This is a genomic window from Streptomyces sp. TE5632 (genome assembly GCF_054061295.1).
In genome coordinates this window covers 993631-1011599 of sequence record NZ_JBSSEA010000003.1, presented here as the reverse complement: position 1 = coordinate 1011599, position 17969 = coordinate 993631, and the positions used below count along the sequence as shown (strand labels likewise).

General features: G+C 72.9%; 19 protein-coding genes, 1 tRNA gene and 1 pseudogene. 11 read left to right on the top strand and 10 right to left on the bottom strand.

Annotation, left to right across the window (positions count from 1 at the left end; genetic code table 11):
* Positions 1–58: 58 nt before the first annotated feature.
* Positions 59–130: transfer RNA gene (locus tag ACVW19_RS09780), tRNA-Val, on the top strand.
* A 66-nt stretch (positions 131–196) separates the two neighbouring features.
* Here the strand turns inward: ACVW19_RS09780 and ACVW19_RS09775 are convergent.
* A complete protein-coding gene (locus tag ACVW19_RS09775; protein ID WP_457458443.1) occupies positions 197–550 on the bottom strand; it encodes a hypothetical protein in 354 nt (117 codons plus the stop codon).
* A gap of 104 nt (positions 551–654) precedes the next feature.
* On the opposite strand from ACVW19_RS09775, the gene ACVW19_RS09770 reads away from it, so the two are divergent.
* Positions 655–888, top strand: coding sequence for a DUF2277 domain-containing protein (locus ACVW19_RS09770; RefSeq protein ID WP_279336262.1), 234 nt, complete (start codon positions 655–657; stop codon positions 886–888).
* A 43-nt stretch (positions 889–931) separates the two neighbouring features.
* Here the strand turns inward: ACVW19_RS09770 and ACVW19_RS09765 are convergent.
* The 4 genes and pseudogenes from ACVW19_RS09765 to ACVW19_RS09750 all read right to left on the bottom strand — a co-directional run bounded on the left by ACVW19_RS09765 (position 932) and on the right by ACVW19_RS09750 (position 4895).
* Positions 932–1535 (bottom strand): annotated as a pseudogene (locus ACVW19_RS09765) (DedA family protein).
* A 168-nt stretch (positions 1536–1703) separates the two neighbouring features.
* Entirely contained in the window at positions 1704–2156 is a 453-nt protein-coding gene (locus ACVW19_RS09760) for a DoxX family protein (RefSeq protein ID WP_457458441.1), read from the bottom strand.
* Positions 2157–2449: 293 nt separating this feature from the next.
* A complete protein-coding gene (locus ACVW19_RS09755; RefSeq protein WP_457458439.1) occupies positions 2450–4183 on the bottom strand; it encodes an alkaline phosphatase D family protein in 1734 nt (577 codons plus the stop codon).
* Between the two features lie 67 nt (positions 4184–4250).
* Positions 4251–4895 (bottom strand): HNH endonuclease family protein, encoded by a 645-nt coding sequence (locus tag ACVW19_RS09750; protein WP_457458437.1) that lies wholly within the window; start codon positions 4893–4895, stop codon positions 4251–4253.
* Positions 4896–5318: 423 nt separating this feature from the next.
* Between ACVW19_RS09750 and ACVW19_RS09745 the strand changes: the two genes are divergently transcribed.
* Together ACVW19_RS09745 and ACVW19_RS09740 are read left to right on the top strand one after the other, a co-directional pair.
* Positions 5319–5900, top strand: coding sequence for a TMEM165/GDT1 family protein (locus tag ACVW19_RS09745; protein WP_457464516.1), 582 nt, complete (start codon positions 5319–5321; stop codon positions 5898–5900).
* A gap of 259 nt (positions 5901–6159) precedes the next feature.
* Complete coding sequence (locus ACVW19_RS09740) at positions 6160–6825, top strand: HAD-IA family hydrolase (protein WP_457458436.1); 666 nt, start codon at positions 6160–6162, stop codon at positions 6823–6825.
* A 76-nt stretch (positions 6826–6901) separates the two neighbouring features.
* On the opposite strand, the gene ACVW19_RS09735 is transcribed toward ACVW19_RS09740, so the two are convergent.
* Positions 6902–7945 (bottom strand): peptidoglycan-binding domain-containing protein, encoded by a 1044-nt coding sequence (locus ACVW19_RS09735; RefSeq protein ID WP_457458434.1) that lies wholly within the window; start codon positions 7943–7945, stop codon positions 6902–6904.
* Positions 7946–8297: 352 nt separating this feature from the next.
* Here ACVW19_RS09735 and ACVW19_RS09730 point away from each other — a divergent pair, with 352 nt between their 5' ends.
* The gene (locus tag ACVW19_RS09730) at positions 8298–10439 is read left to right on the top strand and encodes an MDR family MFS transporter (RefSeq protein WP_457458432.1); all 2142 of its coding nucleotides are present in this window, start codon (positions 8298–8300) and stop codon (positions 10437–10439) included.
* A 33-nt stretch (positions 10440–10472) separates the two neighbouring features.
* Here ACVW19_RS09730 and ACVW19_RS09725 read toward each other — a convergent pair whose 3' ends face one another.
* The gene (locus tag ACVW19_RS09725) at positions 10473–10964 is read right to left on the bottom strand and encodes a GNAT family N-acetyltransferase (protein ID WP_457458430.1); all 492 of its coding nucleotides are present in this window, start codon (positions 10962–10964) and stop codon (positions 10473–10475) included.
* Positions 10965–11088: 124 nt separating this feature from the next.
* On the opposite strand from ACVW19_RS09725, the gene ACVW19_RS09720 reads away from it, so the two are divergent.
* Positions 11089–11793 (top strand): hypothetical protein, encoded by a 705-nt coding sequence (locus tag ACVW19_RS09720; protein WP_457458428.1) that lies wholly within the window; start codon positions 11089–11091, stop codon positions 11791–11793.
* Between the two features lie 5 nt (positions 11794–11798).
* Positions 11799–12302 (top strand): hypothetical protein, encoded by a 504-nt coding sequence (locus ACVW19_RS09715; protein WP_457458426.1) that lies wholly within the window; start codon positions 11799–11801, stop codon positions 12300–12302.
* A gap of 31 nt (positions 12303–12333) precedes the next feature.
* On the opposite strand, the gene ACVW19_RS09710 is transcribed toward ACVW19_RS09715, so the two are convergent.
* On the bottom strand, positions 12334–12768 hold the full coding sequence (locus ACVW19_RS09710; RefSeq protein WP_457458424.1) for a DnaJ family domain-containing protein: 435 nt from the start codon (positions 12766–12768) through the stop codon (positions 12334–12336).
* A 151-nt stretch (positions 12769–12919) separates the two neighbouring features.
* Between ACVW19_RS09710 and ACVW19_RS09705 the strand changes: the two genes are divergently transcribed.
* Complete coding sequence (locus ACVW19_RS09705; protein ID WP_457458422.1) at positions 12920–13312, top strand: hypothetical protein; 393 nt, start codon at positions 12920–12922, stop codon at positions 13310–13312.
* Between the two features lie 30 nt (positions 13313–13342).
* Here ACVW19_RS09705 and ACVW19_RS09700 read toward each other — a convergent pair whose 3' ends face one another.
* On the bottom strand, positions 13343–14014 hold the full coding sequence (locus tag ACVW19_RS09700) for an O-methyltransferase (RefSeq protein WP_457458420.1): 672 nt from the start codon (positions 14012–14014) through the stop codon (positions 13343–13345).
* Between the two features lie 335 nt (positions 14015–14349).
* Between ACVW19_RS09700 and ACVW19_RS09695 the strand changes: the two genes are divergently transcribed.
* From ACVW19_RS09695 to ACVW19_RS09685, 3 genes are all read left to right on the top strand, one after another.
* Positions 14350–16428 carry a bifunctional glycosyltransferase 87/phosphatase PAP2 family protein gene (locus ACVW19_RS09695; protein ID WP_457458418.1) on the top strand — a complete coding sequence of 693 codons (2079 nt, stop codon included), beginning with the start codon at positions 14350–14352 and terminating at the stop codon, positions 16426–16428.
* A gap of 75 nt (positions 16429–16503) precedes the next feature.
* Positions 16504–16770, top strand: a complete 267-nt coding sequence (locus ACVW19_RS09690; protein WP_457458416.1) for a hypothetical protein — start codon at positions 16504–16506, stop codon at positions 16768–16770.
* The gene (locus ACVW19_RS09685) at positions 16767–17153 is read left to right on the top strand and encodes a hypothetical protein (protein WP_457458414.1); all 387 of its coding nucleotides are present in this window, start codon (positions 16767–16769) and stop codon (positions 17151–17153) included. Before ACVW19_RS09690 ends, ACVW19_RS09685 begins: the two co-directional genes overlap by 4 nt.
* Before the next feature lie 115 nt (positions 17154–17268).
* Here ACVW19_RS09685 and ACVW19_RS09680 read toward each other — a convergent pair whose 3' ends face one another.
* Positions 17269–17685, bottom strand: a complete 417-nt coding sequence (locus ACVW19_RS09680) for an aggregation-promoting factor C-terminal-like domain-containing protein (protein ID WP_457458412.1) — start codon at positions 17683–17685, stop codon at positions 17269–17271.
* Positions 17686–17969: the final 284 nt, after the last annotated feature.

Here is a 17969-nt window from a genome sequence, read left to right as displayed (position 1 = left end):
GACCGCGCCCCGGGCCATGTAGGCTGTCGATTCGGCCTGGGCGGTGCGTCCGGGTCCCGGGTGCGTAGCTCAGGGGTAGAGCGCCTGCCTTACAAGCAGGATGTCGGCGGTTCGAAACCGTCCGCGCCCACCGTGTGACGATCAAGGGCCTCCGGAGACGTTCCGGGGGCCCTTCTCGCTGTGGACGGCGGTGCCCTCACGGGGACCGCTCCGTGCCCTCCGGCGGGTTCTCGTGGGCGTGCTTCAGCCGGGAGCGGGCGTGGACCCGGTCGGCGCCGGTGAGCTCCGACCAGTAGCGATGGGTGCTGACGAACACCACCAGCTCGTGCTCCCGGCGCCGCAGCTTCTCCACCTCGGCCTGTTCGTCGTCGGTCCAGCCGGGCGAGGCGGGGCGCTCGACCCGGCGCCGGCCGGTGTCGTCGCTGAACCCGTCGACGGGCTCCACCGACCAGGGAAGCCGCTTCAACAGGGCCGACAACTCGGCCTGGACCTGACGCAACTCCTCCTGACCGGCGAGGAGATCACTCGGAAAGTCATAGGTCGCAGCCACACCCCGATGATACGCCTGTTCGATTTTGGGTGGTGAGTTGCTCGGGGTCTCCCGGTGGTTCACCCTCGTGGCCCGCAGGGGCCCGGCGGGGCGAGACTGGGGGCATGTGCCGGAGTATCAAGACCCTGCGTCCGCCCGCCCTGCCCGAGGAGGCCACCGAGGACGAGATCCGGGCCGCCGCCCTGCAGTACGTGCGGAAGGTGTCCGGCTTCCGGGCGCCGGCCGCCCACAACCGCGAGGTCTTCGACCGGGCCGTGGACGCGATCGCCGAGGCCACGGCCGAACTGCTGGACGGCCTGGAGGTGCGCGGCGCGGGCGCGGCGCGAGAGGCGGGGTGAGCGGGCGGTCCCGGTCCACCACGACGCCCCGGCCGCGCCGTCCCTACGAGGCCTCCGCCGGTACCGGGTGCCGGCGCACCAGGTAGGTCGCTCCCGCGCCCGCCGCGAACAGCGCGCCGACCGATACCGCGGTGGCGAGCCAGGACGCGCCCAGCCAGTGGGCGCCGAAGTAACCGAGGGCCACGCTGTAGGCGGCCCAGGACAGGGCCCGCCAGCGCCGACCAGGGCAGGAAGTCGCGGGCCCGGCGGCGGGCGGCGCCCGCGCCGAGCGAGACCAGCGAGCGGCCCGCCGGGGCGAAACGGGCGAGGACGACCAGGCCGCCGCCGCCTCGGGCCAGCGCCGAGCCGAGACGTTCCTGCGCGCCGGTCAGCCGGCGGGACCGGGCGATCGCCCGGTCCAGACGGGCGCCGCCGCGCCAGGCGAGACGCCAGGCGACCAGGTCGCCCAGGACGGAGGCGGTGGCGGCGCAGAGGGTCAGCGCCAGGATGTCGGGCACGTCGGTCGCGGTGCCCGCGGCGGCGGCCGTGGCCGCCGTGATCACCAGGACCCCGCTCGGCAGCACCGGCAGGAACACGTCGAGCAGGACCGAGAGGGCCACCACCGCGTAGACCCATGGACTGCCGACCAGCAACCCGAAACTCTCCACCCGAACTCCCCTTGGCTCCCCCGTGGGCCAGACCGTGCCGCGTTGTCGCGGGGGGAGCGGCAGGGGTGGCCTTGACAGCCGACCAGCCTACGCCGGGCATGTGACGGAAAGGTCACGGGAGGTTCGTGTGCCCGGTGCCTGGAGTTCGTGTCCCGGCCTGTCGGTCCGTCAGGCGGCGACCGGGTTCTGCTCCGTCGGCTTCGGCTGCGCGGCGCGAGCGCGCCGGGTGAACAGCCGGTCCAGGCCGAAGGCGCCGGAGCCGGTGAACACCAGCAGGAACATGGCCCAGCAGTACATCGCCGAGCCCTCGCCGTCGTTCTGGACGGGCCACAGGGCTTCGGGCTGGTGCACGCTGAAGTAGGCGTAGGCCATGGCGCCGGACGAGATGAACGCGGCGACGCGGGTGCCGAGTCCGAGCAGGACCAGGCTGCCGCCGACGAGTTCGATCAGGCCCGCGTACCAGTTGGGCCAGGCGCCGAGCTCGACGGTGCCGCCCTTTCCGTCCGCGCCGCCGAGCACACCGAGCAGTGCGACGGCGCCGTGGCAGGAGAACAGCAGCCCGACGACGATCCGGAACAGGCCGAGGGCGTACGGCTGGGCGCTGTCGAGGCGTCCGGACATGGGGGAGGTCTCCTTCGGTAGGCCGGCCCGGAGGGGACCGGTCCGGGAACGGAGCCGAGCCGTGGGCCCACGTCAGGTGCCCCTGACCCGTGCTCGCGAGTTCACCATGTGGCCACGGGGAACCGCCTTCCTGGAAGGCCGACCGTCCGCCGCCGCACGTGAATACGGCTCCGCCCCCACCCGCGCGTTCAACGGTGTGACCGAACCCACACCCCGTGCCGCAGCCGCCCCGCAATCAAGCCGCAGACATCTCACGGACATCTCACGGACATCTCACGGTTTCTGACGCCGTATCACTCGGCCACCCCCCGCTGATCGCTCAGCCGGATCTCCGTCACCGGCCTCAGCCGCGCCCCCGTCCGCCGTCCGCTTCCGGTCTCCGGCCTTGTCTCCCTCGGCTTTTCCGTGCGTGCGTGGTCCAGTCGCAGCACCGCCGAACGCCCCCGCATCGTCAGCGTCATGAGCTGGTTGCCGAACCAGGGCCCGCCCGTCCTGCGCCACGTGACCGGCGGCTTCCTGGGTCCCCCGTGCCGGGCGAAGGCGCGGCCCAGGGTCCGGGCGGCGGCGCTCCAGCCGAAGCGGAAACCCAACCGGATCGACAGGGGAATGGAGTTGTGCACGGGGGAGCAGGTCAGCTGCGTCACCCGGGCGTCCGGCTCCCGCCCCGGCCAGCTCGGCTCGGCCGTGTACGCGTGGTGGACGTCACCGGAGAGCACGGACACCGTCGCCGGGGCGTCCGGCCCCGTACCGGCCTCGGCGATCAGCTCCGCCAGCTCCCCGAAGGACTCCGGGAACGCCGCCCAGTGCTCCAGGTCCGCCGCGCGCCGGAGCCGCTCCCCGACCCGCGCCCACCGGGGGCCCTTGTCGCCCCGGCACAGCATGGAACTCCACGCCTCGACGTCGTGCACCAGGTGCGGCAGCAGCCAGGGCAGGGACGTACCGATGAGGAGGTGGTCGTACGCGCCGCGCTCGTCCCGTACCTGCTCGCGCAGCCACGCCGCCTCGCCCGGGTCGAGCATCGAACGCTCGCCCTCCGTCAGGACGCGGGCCGCCCTGCTGTCCACCATCAGCAGCCGCACCCGGCCGAAGTCGCGCCGGTAGCTCCAGCGGGTGGAGGCCGCGTCCGCCTCGGCCTCGGCGGCGAAGGCACACAGCGCCTCCGTACCGTCGGGGCTCTCCCGGACGGACGCGTACAAGGGGTCCGCCGCCAGCTCGCGCGGGGAGAGGTTGCCCAGGTGCTGGTACACCCAGTACGACATCAGGCCGCTGCGCACCCGCTCCCCCCACCAGGAGGTGGCGCGCATGTCGGCGACCCAGGAGGCGGAGGTGTTCCAGTCGTCGACGACGTCGTGGTCGTCGAAGATCATGCAAGTGGGGACGGTGGACAGCAGCCAGCGCACCGGGGGGTCGAGCCAGGACTCGTCGTAGAGGTGGGTGTACTCCTCGTAGTCCGCCACCTCGCCGCCCGGGGGGTCCCCGAGGTCGCGGCGGGCGGCGAGGTACGCGCGGGTCGCGTCGGAGGTCTCGTCGGCGTACACCTGGTCGCCCAGGAGGAGCAGCACGTCGGGCCGCTCCCCGTCCGGGTCGGCCGCGATGCGGGTGGCCAGGGCGTGCAGCGCGTCGGGGCCGACGGGGTCGTGCTCGCCGGTCGGCGGGGCCGCCCAGTGGCAGGAGCCGAAGGCGACGCGCAGGCCGGGGCCGGTGGTGGAGTCGGTGGCGGGGTCGGCGACGGGAGAGGATGCGGCGATGACGGAGGGCGGGAGGGACCGGAAGGGCTCCTCCTCGGGCAGCGGCCACACCCGTCTGTCGTCGAGGAGCACCTCGTACGGCGTCGCCGTACCCGGGGTCAGGCCGGTCACCTCGACCAGCGCGTAGTGGTGGCCCGCGATCTGGAAGGTGCGGGCCGTCCCGCCGGACCCGTCCGCGCAGCGCACCTCGGCGGTGCCCGGCCGGCTCGTCTCGACCCAGACGGTCGCGGACGAACCGTCGACGTACCTCAGCAGTGGTCCGAGGCGCAGTGCGGTCATGGTGTCCCCTTCCTCCGTCGCCCCGTACGGTACGCAGCGACGGAGGTCGGCGGGGAGAACCCGGCACTCAGCAGCTCGCGAGGTACCCCTGGAGGGCGGACTTCTCGGCCGAGTCGACCGACAGGTTGTAGTGGTACTTCACCTGCACCCAGGCACGCACATAGGTGCAGCGGTAGGCGGTGCGGGACGGCATCCACTCCGCGGGGTCCTTGTCGCCCTTGGACTGGTTGACGTTGTCCGTGACCGCGAGCAGCTGCGGACGGGTCAGGTCGTTGGCGAATGCCTGGCGCTGGGAGGTGCTCCAGTTCCGGGCGCCGGAGTCCCAGGCCTCGGCGAGCGGGACGACGTGGTCGATGTCGACGTCGGAGGCGGCGCTCCAGGTGGCGCCGTCGTACGGGGAGTACCAACTGCCGCTGGTGGCCGCGCAGGAGGAGTCGGTGACGACGTTTGTGCCGTCGCGCTTGAGGATCGTCTCGCGGGTGTTGCAGGTGCCGCTGACGGTGATCCAGTGGGGGAAGAGGTCGCGGTTGTAGCCGGTGCGGACCTCGGTGGAGACGGGCAGCGAGGCGAGGTAGGTACGGGCGGTGGAGGCGCTGACCGGGGTGGGGAGGGCGGCGGAGGCGCTCGGGCCGTTGAGCATTCCGGCGGAGGCGATGAGCCCGGTGAGCGCCGCGACTATGCTCAGCCGTCGACGCGCGTAGAACTTCGGCATGTGCGAACTCCCTTGTGGGGCGGGTCCGTTGAAGTGCGAGCAGGGGAATGCTCGGCTCGCTTTGTTACGGGGAGGGGTGGGTTCGGTGAGAAGTTAATGACGCGACCATGACATGTCTAGGGTCGGGGCGGTGTGGATGTGGTGCGGGTGTGATGTGTCCGCGCGCACAGACGGTCCGCGGCGCCTCGCGTACCATGGACGGCGCAGAGGGGGAGTAGCCCTTCGCCGGACCGTCGACATACTGCTCAGCCCCGTCTGAGCCGGCGCCCGGAGGCAGGTCCCGCAGGGGCCGGCCGGCGAGACCTTCGGCAAGCAGTGCACCGCCCGTGCCTCTCGGCGCGGGTGCCACGTGTGCTGCCGTGCCGAGGTGTCCGCGAACGCACAGCACTCTCGGTGGGGCAGCCCCGACCGATCGAGGAACCGTTGATCAACCTGACCGTGACGGCCGTCGTGTTCGGCGTCGTCTTCCTGGCCGAGCTGCCGGACAAGACCGCGCTCGCCGGCCTCGTCCTGGGCACCCGTTACCGGGCCTCCTACGTCTTCGCCGGTGTCGCCGCCGCCTTCGCGGTGCACGTCGCGCTCGCGGTGGCGGCGGGGAGCGTGCTCACCCTGCTGCCGCAGCAGCTCGTGAGCGCGATCACGGGTGTGCTCTTCCTCGGCGGTGCGGCGGTGCTGCTGTTCAGGAAGGACGAGGACGAGGAGGAGATCCGCAAGCCGGAGAACCAGTCCTTCTGGAAGGTGTCCGGAGCGGGCTTCATGCTCATCCTGGTCGCCGAGTTCGGCGATCTCACCCAGATCATGACGGCCAACCTCGCCGCCCGTTACGACGACCCGCTCTCCGTCGGCCTGGGCGCGGTGCTCGCGCTGTGGGCGGTGGCAGGGCTGGGCATCGTCGGCGGGAAGGCCCTGATGAAGCGGGTGCCGCTGAAGCTGATCACGCGGATCGCGGCGCTGCTGATGCTGGGGCTCGGGGTGTGGAGCCTGTGGGAGGCGGTCACCGGCTGACCGGCCCGAGGGCCGCCCGGGTGCCGGGCGCCGGGCACCCGGGCCCCGCGAAGGGGTGCGGGAGCGGCGGCGGGGCCAACGAATTGTGAACGGTTGGCGGAGGGGCTGGCGGGATGCCGGGCAGGTTTTGTACCGTGGGTGAACAAAGTGGCTCCCGCCCGTTCTCCCTGACCGGCGGGCGGGGCCGCCTTGTCTCCTTCGGGCCCCACGCCCGGCCCGCACCCGGGCCCGGCCCCGCCCCCGCGCTCTGGAGCTGCCGATGACGGCCACCGCCGTACTCACCGCCCGCGCCCTCCTGCTGGACATGGACGGCACCCTCGTCAACTCGGACGCCTCGGTCGAGCGCGTCTGGCGGCGCTGGGCCGAACGGCACGGGCTCGACGGGGACGAGGTCATGAAGGTCGTGCACGGGCGGCAGGGCTACGCCTCGATGGCGCTGCTGCTGCCGAACAGGCCGATGGCGCAGAACCACGCCGACAACGCGCGCATGCTCGCCGAGGAGACCTCGGACACCGAGGGCGTCGTCGAGATACCGGGCGCCCGTGACTTCCTCGCCTCGCTCGACGGCCTGCCGCACGCGCTGGTGACCTCGGCCGACGTCGGCCTCTCCACGGCCCGGATGGCCGCCGCCGGGCTGGCGCTGCCCGAGGTGCGGGTGACCGCCGAGTCCGTCGGCGCGAGCAAGCCCGACCCCGAGGGCTTCCTCAAGGGCGCGGCGGAACTGGGCGTCGACCCCGCCGACTGCGTGGTCTTCGAGGACTCCGGGGCGGGTATCGCCGCGGGGCGCGCGGCCGGGATGCGGGTGGTCGGGATCGGCCCCCGTGCCGGATTCCACGCCCCGGACGTGGCGGTACGGGACCTGACCCGGGTGCGGGTCGAGCAGGAGGCGGACGGGACGATGCTGCTGCACGTCACCGGAGCCTGAGGCGTAGGCGTAGGCGTGGTCGTGGGTGAGGCGGAGCCGGAAGCGCGGGCGCGTAGCGCTCGCCCGGCCCGCCGGCCTACGGCTCCCGGGTCTCCGACTCCAGCCGGCTCCGGGTCTCCGGTCCGTACACGCCCAGTTCGTCGCCCCTGATGCCCCGGGACCACTGGTAGTTGCGCAGCGCGTCCTCCACCCGGCGGTTGAACCGGCCGTGGATCTCGCTGTTGTACAGGTGCAACTGGCGCAGACGCTGCTGGAGTTCGACGACCTCCGGCCCGTGGTCGCCGCGACGCAGCACGGCACCGGTGACTTCGGGCTCCTCCTCGTCCGTCCCCTCCTCAAGGGCGTCGGCCGGGGCGGTGGTCGGCGCGGCCGACGACGGCTCCGCCGTGTCCGACGGGGTCGCCGAAGCGCTGGACTCCGACGCCGAGACCGACGGCGACGCCGACGGGCTCGCGCTCTCGGACGGCGAGGCCGAGGCCGAGACCAGGAGTGACGGTGAGGCCGTCGGGTTCGTGCTCTCGGACGGCGAGGCGGAGGCCGAGGGCGAGGCCGACGGGATGTCCGGCACGCTCACCCGCACGTCGTCCGGCAGCGCGCCGTCCCGGGACGGCGCCTCGTACGCGAACAGCCCGCTCGCCCACCCGGCGGCCCCGGCCACCGCCACGACGGCCCCGGCGGACGCGAGCAGCACGCTACGGCGACGGCGGCGGCCCCGGGGGGTGGGCCCCCCGGCGTCCGGGTCCAGGTCCGTGGCCGGCCCCGCCGCGGCGGGCACCGTCCGGGTCGGGCGGGTGGCCTCGAACAGGTGGAGGTCGGTGGCGCTCGGCGCGGTCGTGGGCGGCGCGAGCGGCGCGGCGAGCGGTGTGGGCGCGGGCGTGGGCTCGGGTGTGGCGGAGGGGGGCGCGGATGTCGCGCCCGGCGGGACGGCGCGCAGTTGCACGGTCGCGTCGGCGGCGGCCGGCGGCGCGACCGGTCGGTCCTCGGCCGGGGCGGGGGGCACGGCCTCTCGTCCGGCTTCCGGCCCGGGAGCGTGCTCGAGTGCGGCGTCGTGCTCGGGCGCGGCGTCGTGCCCCGGAGCGGCATTCGGCGTAGTCGCCGGCGTTCCGTCGTCGAACTCCACGTATGGGCGTATACGGAGCGGATGGAAGTCCTCCACCGCTGCCGCCTGAGCCGTACGGGCGTCGCGAAGGGCGTCGGACGCGCGCGGACCGCAGGCGCAGGACGGAGTGTTGTCCCTGTTCCTGGGCGCACCGCACTCCGGGCACGGGGTTCCCATTGGCTGTACCACGCGTTGTCCCTCCCCTCGTGATCTCCAGAGATTATGCAGATCTTCTCCACAGCCTGATGCACAAGCCCCCGGAATGCGGTCTTCCGGAGGCGCTCGACGGGCGGCTCAACGGATTGTTCGACAGGAGAAAAACGGTCATACCGATCACGATGGACCCGGGAAACCAGAACCTGTGGAGGTCGCCATGGCCGGGGACGCGCACGGTAGGACGGAGCGGGCGGACAGCACGCGGCCCTCACCCGGTGCCGGATCCGGGCTGCCGCCCTCCGCCGCCGGGCCGCCGCCCTCCGACGCAGGCCCCCCGGAGCAGGCGGCCAAGAACCTCGTCGTCTCGATCAGCGCGCTGCTCCTCGGTCTGCTCCTCGCCGCCCTCGACCAGACCATCGTGGCCACCGCGCTGCCCACCATCGTCAGCGAACTGGGCGGTCTGGAGCACCTGTCCTGGGTGGTCACCGCGTATCTGCTGGCCTCGACCGCGGCCACCCCGTTGTGGGGCAAGCTCGGCGACCAGTACGGCCGCAAGCGGCTGTTCCAACTCGCCATCCTCATCTTCCTGCTGGGTTCCGCGCTGTGCGGCACGGCGCAGGACATGCCCCAGCTGATCGCCTTCCGCGCGCTCCAGGGGCTGGGCGGCGGCGGACTGGTCGTACTGTCCATGGCGATCGTCGGCGACCTCGTCCCGCCCCGTGAACGCGGCAAGTACCAGGGCATGTTCGGCGCGGTCTTCGGCACGACGAGTGTCCTCGGGCCGCTCCTCGGCGGACTGTTCACCGAACATCTGAGCTGGCGCTGGGTGTTCTACGTCAACCTGCCCCTCGGAGTCGTCGCGCTCGCCGTGATCGCGACGGTGCTGCACATCCCGCGCAGATCCACCCGGCACGTCATCGACTACCTCGGCACCTTCCTCATCGCCTCCGTCGCGACCTGCCTCGTCCTGGTCGCCTCCCTCGGCGGCACCACCTGGGGCTGGGGCTCGCCGCAGATCGTCGTCCTCGCGGTGCTGGGCGTCGTCCTCGCCGTCGTCTTCGTCGCGGTGGAACGGCGGGCGGCCGAACCCGTACTGCCGCTGAAACTGTTCCGGATCCGCACCTTCACGCTCTCCGTCGTGATCAGCTTCATCATCGGCTTCGCCATGTTCGGCGCGCTGACCTATCTGCCGGCGTTCCTCCAGATGGTCCATGGGGTGAGCCCGACCATGTCCGGTGTGTACATGCTGCCGATGGTGTTCGGCACGCTGTCGGCCTCGACCGTCTCTGGACAGATCGTCAGCCGCACCGGCCGCTGGAAGGTGTTCCCCCTCGCGGGCACCGCCGTCACCACCGTCGGCCTGCTGCTGCTCCACCAGCTCGACGAGCACAGCTCCACCGCCGTGATGAGCACCTTCTTCTTCGTCTTCGGCCTCGGGCTCGGGCTGGTCATGCAGGTCCTGGTGCTGATCGTGCAGAACGCCGTCTCCTACCAGGACCTGGGCGTCGCCACCTCCGGCTCGACCTTCTTCCGCTCCATCGGCGCCTCCTTCGGCGTCGCCGTCTACGGCACGATCTTCGCGAGCGGCCTCGGCGACCGGCTCACCGACGCCTTCCGCGACACCCGGCTCCCGCCCGGCGTCTCCGTCGACGCGCTGCAGGCCGACCCGCGCGGCATGGCGGACCTGCCGGCCGCCCTGCGCCCCGAAGCCGTCCACGCGTACGCCGCCGCCATCACGGACGTCTTCCTGTACGCCGTTCCCCTCGCCCTCCTCGGCTTCGCACTGGCCTGGCTGCTCAAGGAGGACAAGCTGCGCGCCTCGGTCCCCGCGCCCGACGGCACCGGGGCGCCGGCCGGCAGGCCGGTGGAGCGGTCGTCCCCCGACGAGGCGGACCGCGCGCTGTCGCTGCTCGGCACCCACGAGGGACGGCGCGAGATCTACCGGACGACCACCGTCCGCGCGGGCTGCGACCTGCTGCCCGCGACGAGCTGGCTGCTGCTGGAGATCAGGAAGCGCGGCTCGGTGGAACCGGCCCTGCTCGCCGAGCACGGCACCATCCCGCTCGCCGTCGTCCTGGAGGCCGCAGGCCAGGCCGAGGCGCGGCACCTCGTCACACGCGGGGGCCCCGGCCTCGTACTGACCGACGACGGGTGCGCGGTCGTGGAGCGGCTGGCGCGGGCGCAGGAGGAGTTCCTGGCCGAGCTGCTCGGCGACCGGTGGGGGCCGGACCGGCCGACCGATCTGGTGCGGCTGGCGCACGAACTGACGGAGGAACCGGGCGGATCACGAGCCGGAGGCCCGCACGACGACAGCCCGGAAGGCCCGCACGGCGAGCGGCCGGAGGCGCCCGTCGGTTGAGCCGGGTGGTTCGGACGGGGGCAGGCGGGGGGTTCACGCGAGGTGCTTGGCGAACCAGTGTTCGGCGTACCGCACCGCGTTGTGCGGCTCGGTCTCGGTGAAACCGAGTCGGGCGTACAGGGCACGGGCCTCCACGAGGTCCGAGCGCGTGTCGAGGATCAGCCGGGTGGCCCCCGACGCGCGGGCCGCTTCCTCGGCGGCGCCCACCAGGAGCGCCGCGCCGCCCTTGCCGCGCATCGCCTCGTGGACGAAGACCCGGGTGAGTTCGGCGGTCGCGGCGTCCAGCAGCCGGACCCCCGCGCTGCCCGCCGGCTCGCCCGCGTACCGCGCGACCAGCAGACGCCCCCGCGGTGGCACGAGGTCGGCGCCCGACTGGGCGGCGACCTCGCGCTCCAGCTCCGCCGGGTCGGTCCGGCGTCCCTCGTGCAGCAGATACCAGCGGTCGCTGACCTCGGTGTAGTACGCCCGCCAGAGCGCGGCGGCGACGGGGGAGCCGGGGGGTTCGGGGCGGATGGTCCACGTCATGGCGCATTCTGCGTCCATCCGTCACCGGATGCGCAACTCCTGTTTACGGGCCGACCTTTCGGCTACCCGTCTGGTGAACCGGCGCGTGAGGAGTGCCGGTTGGCCGACACACCGGAAGGCATCCATGTCCACTGGCCTGATCATCGCTTTGATCGTGATCGTGGCGGTCGTTGTCGTCGCGGCGGCCGTACTGACCCTGCGCGCCCGCGGTCCGTACCGCGGCGCGCACCTGAAGCGGCGCTTCGGACCCGAGTACGACCGGGCCGTCGCCCGGCACGACGGAGACGCCGAAGCCGCCGAACGTGAACTGGCCCAGCGCGTACAGCTCCACGGCGACCTGCGGACACGACCGCTGGAGCGCGCCGAACGGGAGAGGTACGAGGCGGGCTGGACGGCCGCGCAGGAGCGGTTCGTCGACTCGCCGCGGGACGCGGTCGCCGAGGCGGACCGGCTGCTCGCCGACCTCGCCTCCGCCCGGGGCTTCCCCGGCGGCGGACAGTACGAGGAGCAGCTCGCCGCGCTGTCCGTGCACCACGCCCGGCACGTCGACGGCTACCGGCGGGTGCACCGGGTGGCGCAGGCCCGCGCCGACGGCACGCACGGCCCGAACGGCACGCACGGCACGCACGAAGGCGGCGCGGACACCGAGGAGATGCGCGAGGCGATGGTCGAGGCGCGCGCCCTCTTCGACGACCTGGTGCGGCCGTCCCGTCACGACGGCGGAGACCGACGCACCGGCCCGCACGGCACCCGCGGGAAGACGGCCGCGCACGGCCGCTCCCCCCACATGCCGTCGTTGCTCCACCGGCGACAGGCGAAGGAGAGCTGAGCGAGATGACCGACACGACCCGGCGCCCCGGCGACGCACCGACGGGCGAGGCGCCCTTCACCACGACCGTCCGCCCGACCGGCCGAACGACCGCTCCCGGGACCCACGACGGCCTCCCCGAGGACGTGCACGGCGACCCCCGCCGTGACGTCCACGAGGAGGGAGCCCGCCACGGCGGTGACCGCGACCCCGAGAGGGCGGACGGCACCCGTCTGCTCCCGGACGACCACTGGCACACGCTCTCCGAGCAGTTGCAGCACGCCGTGGCCGGGTTCGTGGACGCCCCGAGGGACTCCGTGGAGCAGGCCGATCACATGCTGGAGGAACTCGCCGCCCGCTTCACCGACGCGGTGACCGAGCGGCGCCGCACCCTGCGCCGGTCCTGGCAGACCGCGGACGGGGGCGAGGGCCCGGACACCGCCGTGACCGGCACCGCGACCGACACCGAGCAGCTGCGCCTGGCCCTGCGGGACTACCGCGAGCTGGCGGAACGGCTGCTGCGCGCCTGACCGGGACCGGTTTTGAGCAACCGGCGGGCTGTCAGACGGGCGGGCCCTGTGGCCCGTCCCCCGCCCCCGCCCGGCGCTCCCGCCACTGCCGTACGACGTCCTCGACGTCGTACGGCTTCTTGCCCAGCGGGGGGCCGGGCGGGGGCTTGAACATCATGTCGCGGATCTTGGCGTTGACGTCCGTGATGATCTTCCGCACGATCCGTTCGGAAGGGGCCGCGTAGGCCGCCGCCAGGGCGTCCTCGGCCTCCTTGCGCAGGGCCAGCGTCGGCGGCAGCACGGAGTGGCCCTCGCGGGCCAGCTTCCGCCTGACCCACCACAGCTCGTCGTACGGGGACTCCAGGTCGGCGGGCAGCGGCTTGCCCGCCCCCGGCAGCCGTTCGAACTCCCCGCGCGCCTCGGCGTCACGGATCTGCTTGTCCACCCAGGACTCGAAGTCGACGCCCGGCGGCTTTCGCTCGGTCATATGACCATTGTGCCCACCGGGCAGACGCGGTGGAACCGGGCGTTTTATCATTCGGCGGCAGCGGGCGAGTCGTACCGGTCGCCGCGCCAGGCCGTTTTGGCCGCCGCAGGGCCGGCCCCCGGCCCGCCAGAACGTCTCAGGAGGAGCGCACGTGCTCGAACTCACCATGGCCGCCGTGTCCGCGGAGGAATCGGGGGCCACGGCCGGCATGCTCATGGCCGAAGCGCCGAGCGAGCCGGGCGCCGTGCTGCGGGTGGGGCGGGACAGGTCGGTGTGCCGGCTCTCCACGCCGGACGACTGGCTGTTCGTCTCCAGGGTCCATCTGGAGTTCCAGTGCGCCCAGGACGGCACCTGGTACCTGAGCTGGCTGCGCGGTTCGCTGTCCGAGCCGTCCTCCGAGGTCCGGCTGACCGTCGGTGAGCAGGTCCACCCGGTCGCCTACGGCGGCAGCGTCGCGCTGCCCCGGGGCGGCAACGGCGAGGTCGTCATCCTGGACCGCGCCGCCCCGCGCAGCGTCAACGTGGGCTTCTACCACGAGGTGTGAGGCCGGCAGGCACCGCGAGGGCCCACCGGCTCACTCCAGCACCCGCGCCAGCGCGAAGCCGTCGTACCCCTTGCCGCCGACCGTCTGGACCGCCGTACCGGCCAGCCTCGGGTGGCTGCCGATCAGATCGAGGGCGGCGCGGGTGCCCAGCACGTCCGGGGCGGTGCTGTCCGCGTCGATCACCCGGCCGCCCCGGACGACGTTGTCGAGGACGATCAGGCTGCCCGCGCGGGTGAGCCTCAGGGCCCACTCCAGGTAGTGCGGGTTGTTGACCTTGTCGGCGTCGATGAAGACCAGGTCGAACGGGGGCGGGTTCTCGTCGGCCAGCCGGGGCAGCGACTCCAGCGCCGGGCCCACCCGCACCTCGACGAGCCGGTCCAGGCCCGCGCGTCCGATGTTGCGGGTGGCCACCTCGGCGTGGAGCGGCTCGTACTCCAGCGTGATCAGCCGCCCGTCGGCCGGGAGGGCGCGGGCCAGCCAGATGGTGCTGTAGCCGCCGAGGGTGCCGATCTCCAGGATGTACCGGGCGCCCTGCGTCTGGGCGAGGAGCTGGAGCAGCTTGCCCTGGTTGGGGGCGACGGCGATGGGCGGGAGCCCGGCGGCCTCGCTGTCCCGCAGGGCGGCCGCCAGAACCTCGTCGTCGGGTGCGAGACGGGCGGCGAAGTAGTCGTCCACCGCGTGCCAGAGCTGCGATTCGCTCATGCCCTTACACCTCTCGTCTTTCTCCGTCTGGTCGGTGTGCGGTCGGCGTTCGGTCGGTCCAGCCGACTCGTGCGGCCGATGAGGCCGACGCCACCGACCCTTCCATGTGATCCGTCTCGCGTCCCCGCGGGCAACCCGACCTCCCGCCGTTCATCGTCTTCCGGACCGAAGCAGGACTGAAGCCGGACCAAAGCCGGACCGAAGCAGGACGGACGGCAGGTGAAGCGGGGGTTGCCTGCGTCTCCTTCCGAGGGCGGCGCGGGCCTCATAAGGTTTGCGGAGGTACCCCCACGCGCGGGACGTGTGGGACCAACGGGGCGGGAGGCCGACGAGGCGTGGCGAACGCGGAACACAGGGGGCGACCGGCGGAGGCGTTCGGAGCCACGACCGTCGACGGCACCCGGACACGTCTGCACACGGTGCGCCTCGGACTGTGGCTGCTCGCCGCCGTCCTGGCCGTACGACAGGTCGCCGCCGTCCTGACCACCCCGCGCGGAGAGCGGCTCACGGACCTCGAGACCTGGTTCGGACACGACGGGGTGCCGCAGGTCAGCGGCTCGCTCTACGAGTCGACCCGCTTCACCGGCACCCCCTTCAGCGGGCTCGTCCTCAAACCGCTCAGCAGATCCGCCGAACAGGCCCTGGGCTGGGGCTGGACCTTCGGCACGCTGCTGCTGGTCGTCGCCCTCGGTCTGGTCGCCGTCCGCGCCCTGCCCCAGCCGGTCGGCCGGCGCACGGCCCTGCTGGCCGCGCCGGTCGCGATCAGCCTGCTCATGCTGTCGCTGCCCGTGCGCAACACGCTGTGGCTCGGCCGGACCAGCGTCATCCCCGTCCTGCTCGTCCTGCTCGGCTGCTTCGTCGCCCGCGGGCAGCGGACCGGCGGGGCGCTGATCGGTGTCGCCGCCGCCCTCCAGCCCACCCTGCTGCTCTTCGCCCCGCTGCTGTGGTTCACCGGCCGCCGCCGGGCCGCCGCGGCCTCCGGCGTCACCTTCGCCGCGAGCACCGTGCTCGCCTGGGCCGCGATGCCGCAGGACTCGTACACCTACTGGGTGCACCACGTGGCGGGCGTGGGCCTCGGCGGCCGGGCCGACGACCTCGCCAACCAGTCCCTGCACGGCGCCCTGCTCCGCCTCGGCCTCGAAGGCCCCCTCGAGATCGGGCTCTTCCTGCTGCTCGGCGCGGCCGTCGTGACGCTCGGTCTGCGCCGCGCCGTCCGCTACGCCCACGACGGCCAGCTGCTGCTCGCGGTCGCGATCACCGGCTGCGCCGCCATCGCCGTCTCCCCGACCGCGTGGCAGCACCAGCTGCTGTGGGTGCTGCTCGCCCTCGTCGGCACCGTCGGCAGACGTGCCGGTGACCGGCTGCTGTGGCCGGTGGCCGTCGTCCTGGTGATGACGCTGCCCGCCCAGATGATCCTGCCGAACCTGGCGGTCCTCCACCCCGTCCGCGACAACGTGGTGCTGCTCGCCGCGCTCGCCGCCGCCACGGTGATCCCGTTCCTGTCGCGCACCTCGCCGTACTTCGGGTCACCCGTCCCGACCCGGTACGCCCCGCCCGTGCCGACCCGCTTCCGGTACGTCCCGCTGCTGCCGTTCCTGCGCCGGGTCCTGAGCCGCCCCAACCTGCTGCTGGAGCTGCTGCTGATCCGGGTCACCTACGCCGCCTACTCCAAGGTGCGGCTCGCGGCGACCGGCGGCAGGGAGCGCGCGGAGGAGCACGCCCAGCAGATCCTCGACCTCGAGCGCGTGCTCCACCTGGACATCGAGCACACGGTCAACCACGCCGTCGTGAAGATCGACTGGCTGCGGCACTTCTTCGACTTCTACTACACGTCGTTCCACTTCCTCGTCCCGCTCACGGTCCTCGGGCTGCTGTACTGGCGCCGCCCGGTCGACTACCGCTGGGCCCGCGCGAGTCTCGGCTTCGCCACCCTGCTGGCCCTGCTCGGTTTCTGGCTCTACCCGCTGGCCCCGCCGCGCCTGATGCCGAACCTCGGGATCATCGACACCGTGCACGGCGTCCAGGACTTCTCCGAGCCGGACTACGGCACCCTCACCGCCCTCACCAACCAGTACGCGGCGATGCCGTCCCTGCACTTCGGCTGGTCCCTGTGGTGCGGCGTGGTCATCGCGATCATCGCCCCGAAGCTGTGGATGAGGGCACTCGGCCTGCTGCACCCCCTGTTCACGGCCGCCGCGATCGTCGCCACCGGCAACCACTGGATCCTGGACGCGGCCGGCGGCGCGATCGTCGTCGCCGCCGGCTTCGGCCTGACCCACCTCCTCCAGGGCCCACGCGCCCGCACGGCCGCGGCTGCGGCGCCCGTGGCCGAGGGCGCGCCGGCGGTGCCGCAGCAGGCGGCGCGTCCGGAGCGGGGGGAGAGACCGGAGCCGGCGGAGCGGGAGCGCGCCTGACCGCGCCGACCGCCGGGCCGCTCGCGCGCATCTGAGGGCACGGAGCTGTATACGCGGGCGTATACAGCTCCGTCCATGGCTGATGCGATGATCCGGGTGCCTGCCGAGGTGCGGGACCGGTTGGCGGTGATTGCGGAGTCCCGGGGGACGTCGATCCGGACGCTCGTGCAGGAGTACGCGGAGTCGACGCTGACCGAGGACGAGCGTCGGGAACGGGCTGAGCGGACGCGGGCCTACCTCGCCGAGCACTTCGGCGTCGAGGTGACGGACGACGAGAGCGCGGCGATGGGACGCAGGCTCCGGGAGGCGTTCGCCCAGCAGCGGGGCCAGGCCGACGCGTGATCCTCCACCATCTCGTCCTCGACACACCGACTCTCCTGGCGCTGTCGGGGAACCGGCAGGTGTCCGCGCTCGTCCACCGCGCTCACTTCGAGACGGAGACGCGCCTGTGGGTGCCCACGTTGTCGGTCCTGGAGGCCGACCGGGAGCACCTGGGGATCGCCGAGCACGTCGGGCAGTTGGAGGCCGTCCGCACGGTCGATCTGGACTGTCCGGCGGTGCTGGTGGTCGCCCGGATGGAGCGGGACGGCGTGCCGCCGGGAGTGGGAGCGGCGATTCACGCGGCACGGCATCTGCCCGAGTGGGGGGCCGACGCACTCGTCGCCACCGTTGATGCGAAGGCGTACGAGGGGCGTGGTGTGCCGGTACTCGACCTCGAGCGCTGAGGTCGCCGAGGACGCGGAGTGAACGGCGAAGGCGGCGGCCCCGGGGATCAGGGGGCCGCCGCCTTCGGTATGCGGGGTGGTGCGGGTGGTGCAGGGGGGGCTGGTGCCGGTTGGGTCAGTACCAGTTGTTGGACTGCCAGAAGTCCCAGGCGGCGCAGGGGCTGCCGTAGCGCTCGTTCATGTAGCCGAGGCCCCACTCGATCTGGGTGGTGGGGTTGGTCTTCCAGTCGGAACCGGCCGAGGCCATCTTGGTGGCGGGCAGGGCCTGGACCAGGCCGTAGGCGCCGCTGGAGGCGTTGGTGGCGGTCGGGTTCCAGCCGCTCTCACGCTGGACGATGTTGGAGAAGCACTGGTACTGCGCCGAGTCGCCGATCATCTGCTGCGCGGTCGCCTGGGCCGAGGCCGTGGCCGTGGGGGCCGCCTGCGCGGGGGTGGCGGCGATCAGCGTGCCGCAGGTCGCGGCGGCGAGGGCGGCACCGGCGAGGGCCTTCTTCGGGGTGGCGACGGTGCGGAGGATGGAAACGGCGGACACGTGGGGCCTTTCTTCGGGTGCAGGGCGGTCGCCGTAAGCCCGATGCCGGACCGCATGTGATGCGGGGCGGGGCATACGTCGGCGCCGCGGCCCGTGGGGGGGCACGTCGGCGCCTGGCGACTGCTCCACAGAAACAGCTCCGAGGGTTCGTCCGCAATGACCGTATTTACTAGCCGCGGTCGCATTTGATGCGCTTTGCCGATGTGTGGCCGTGGTCATGCGCGCAGGTCGGCGCGGGTGGGGCACGGGGGCGGGGGCGTACTGAGGGCTACGACGCCGCTTCG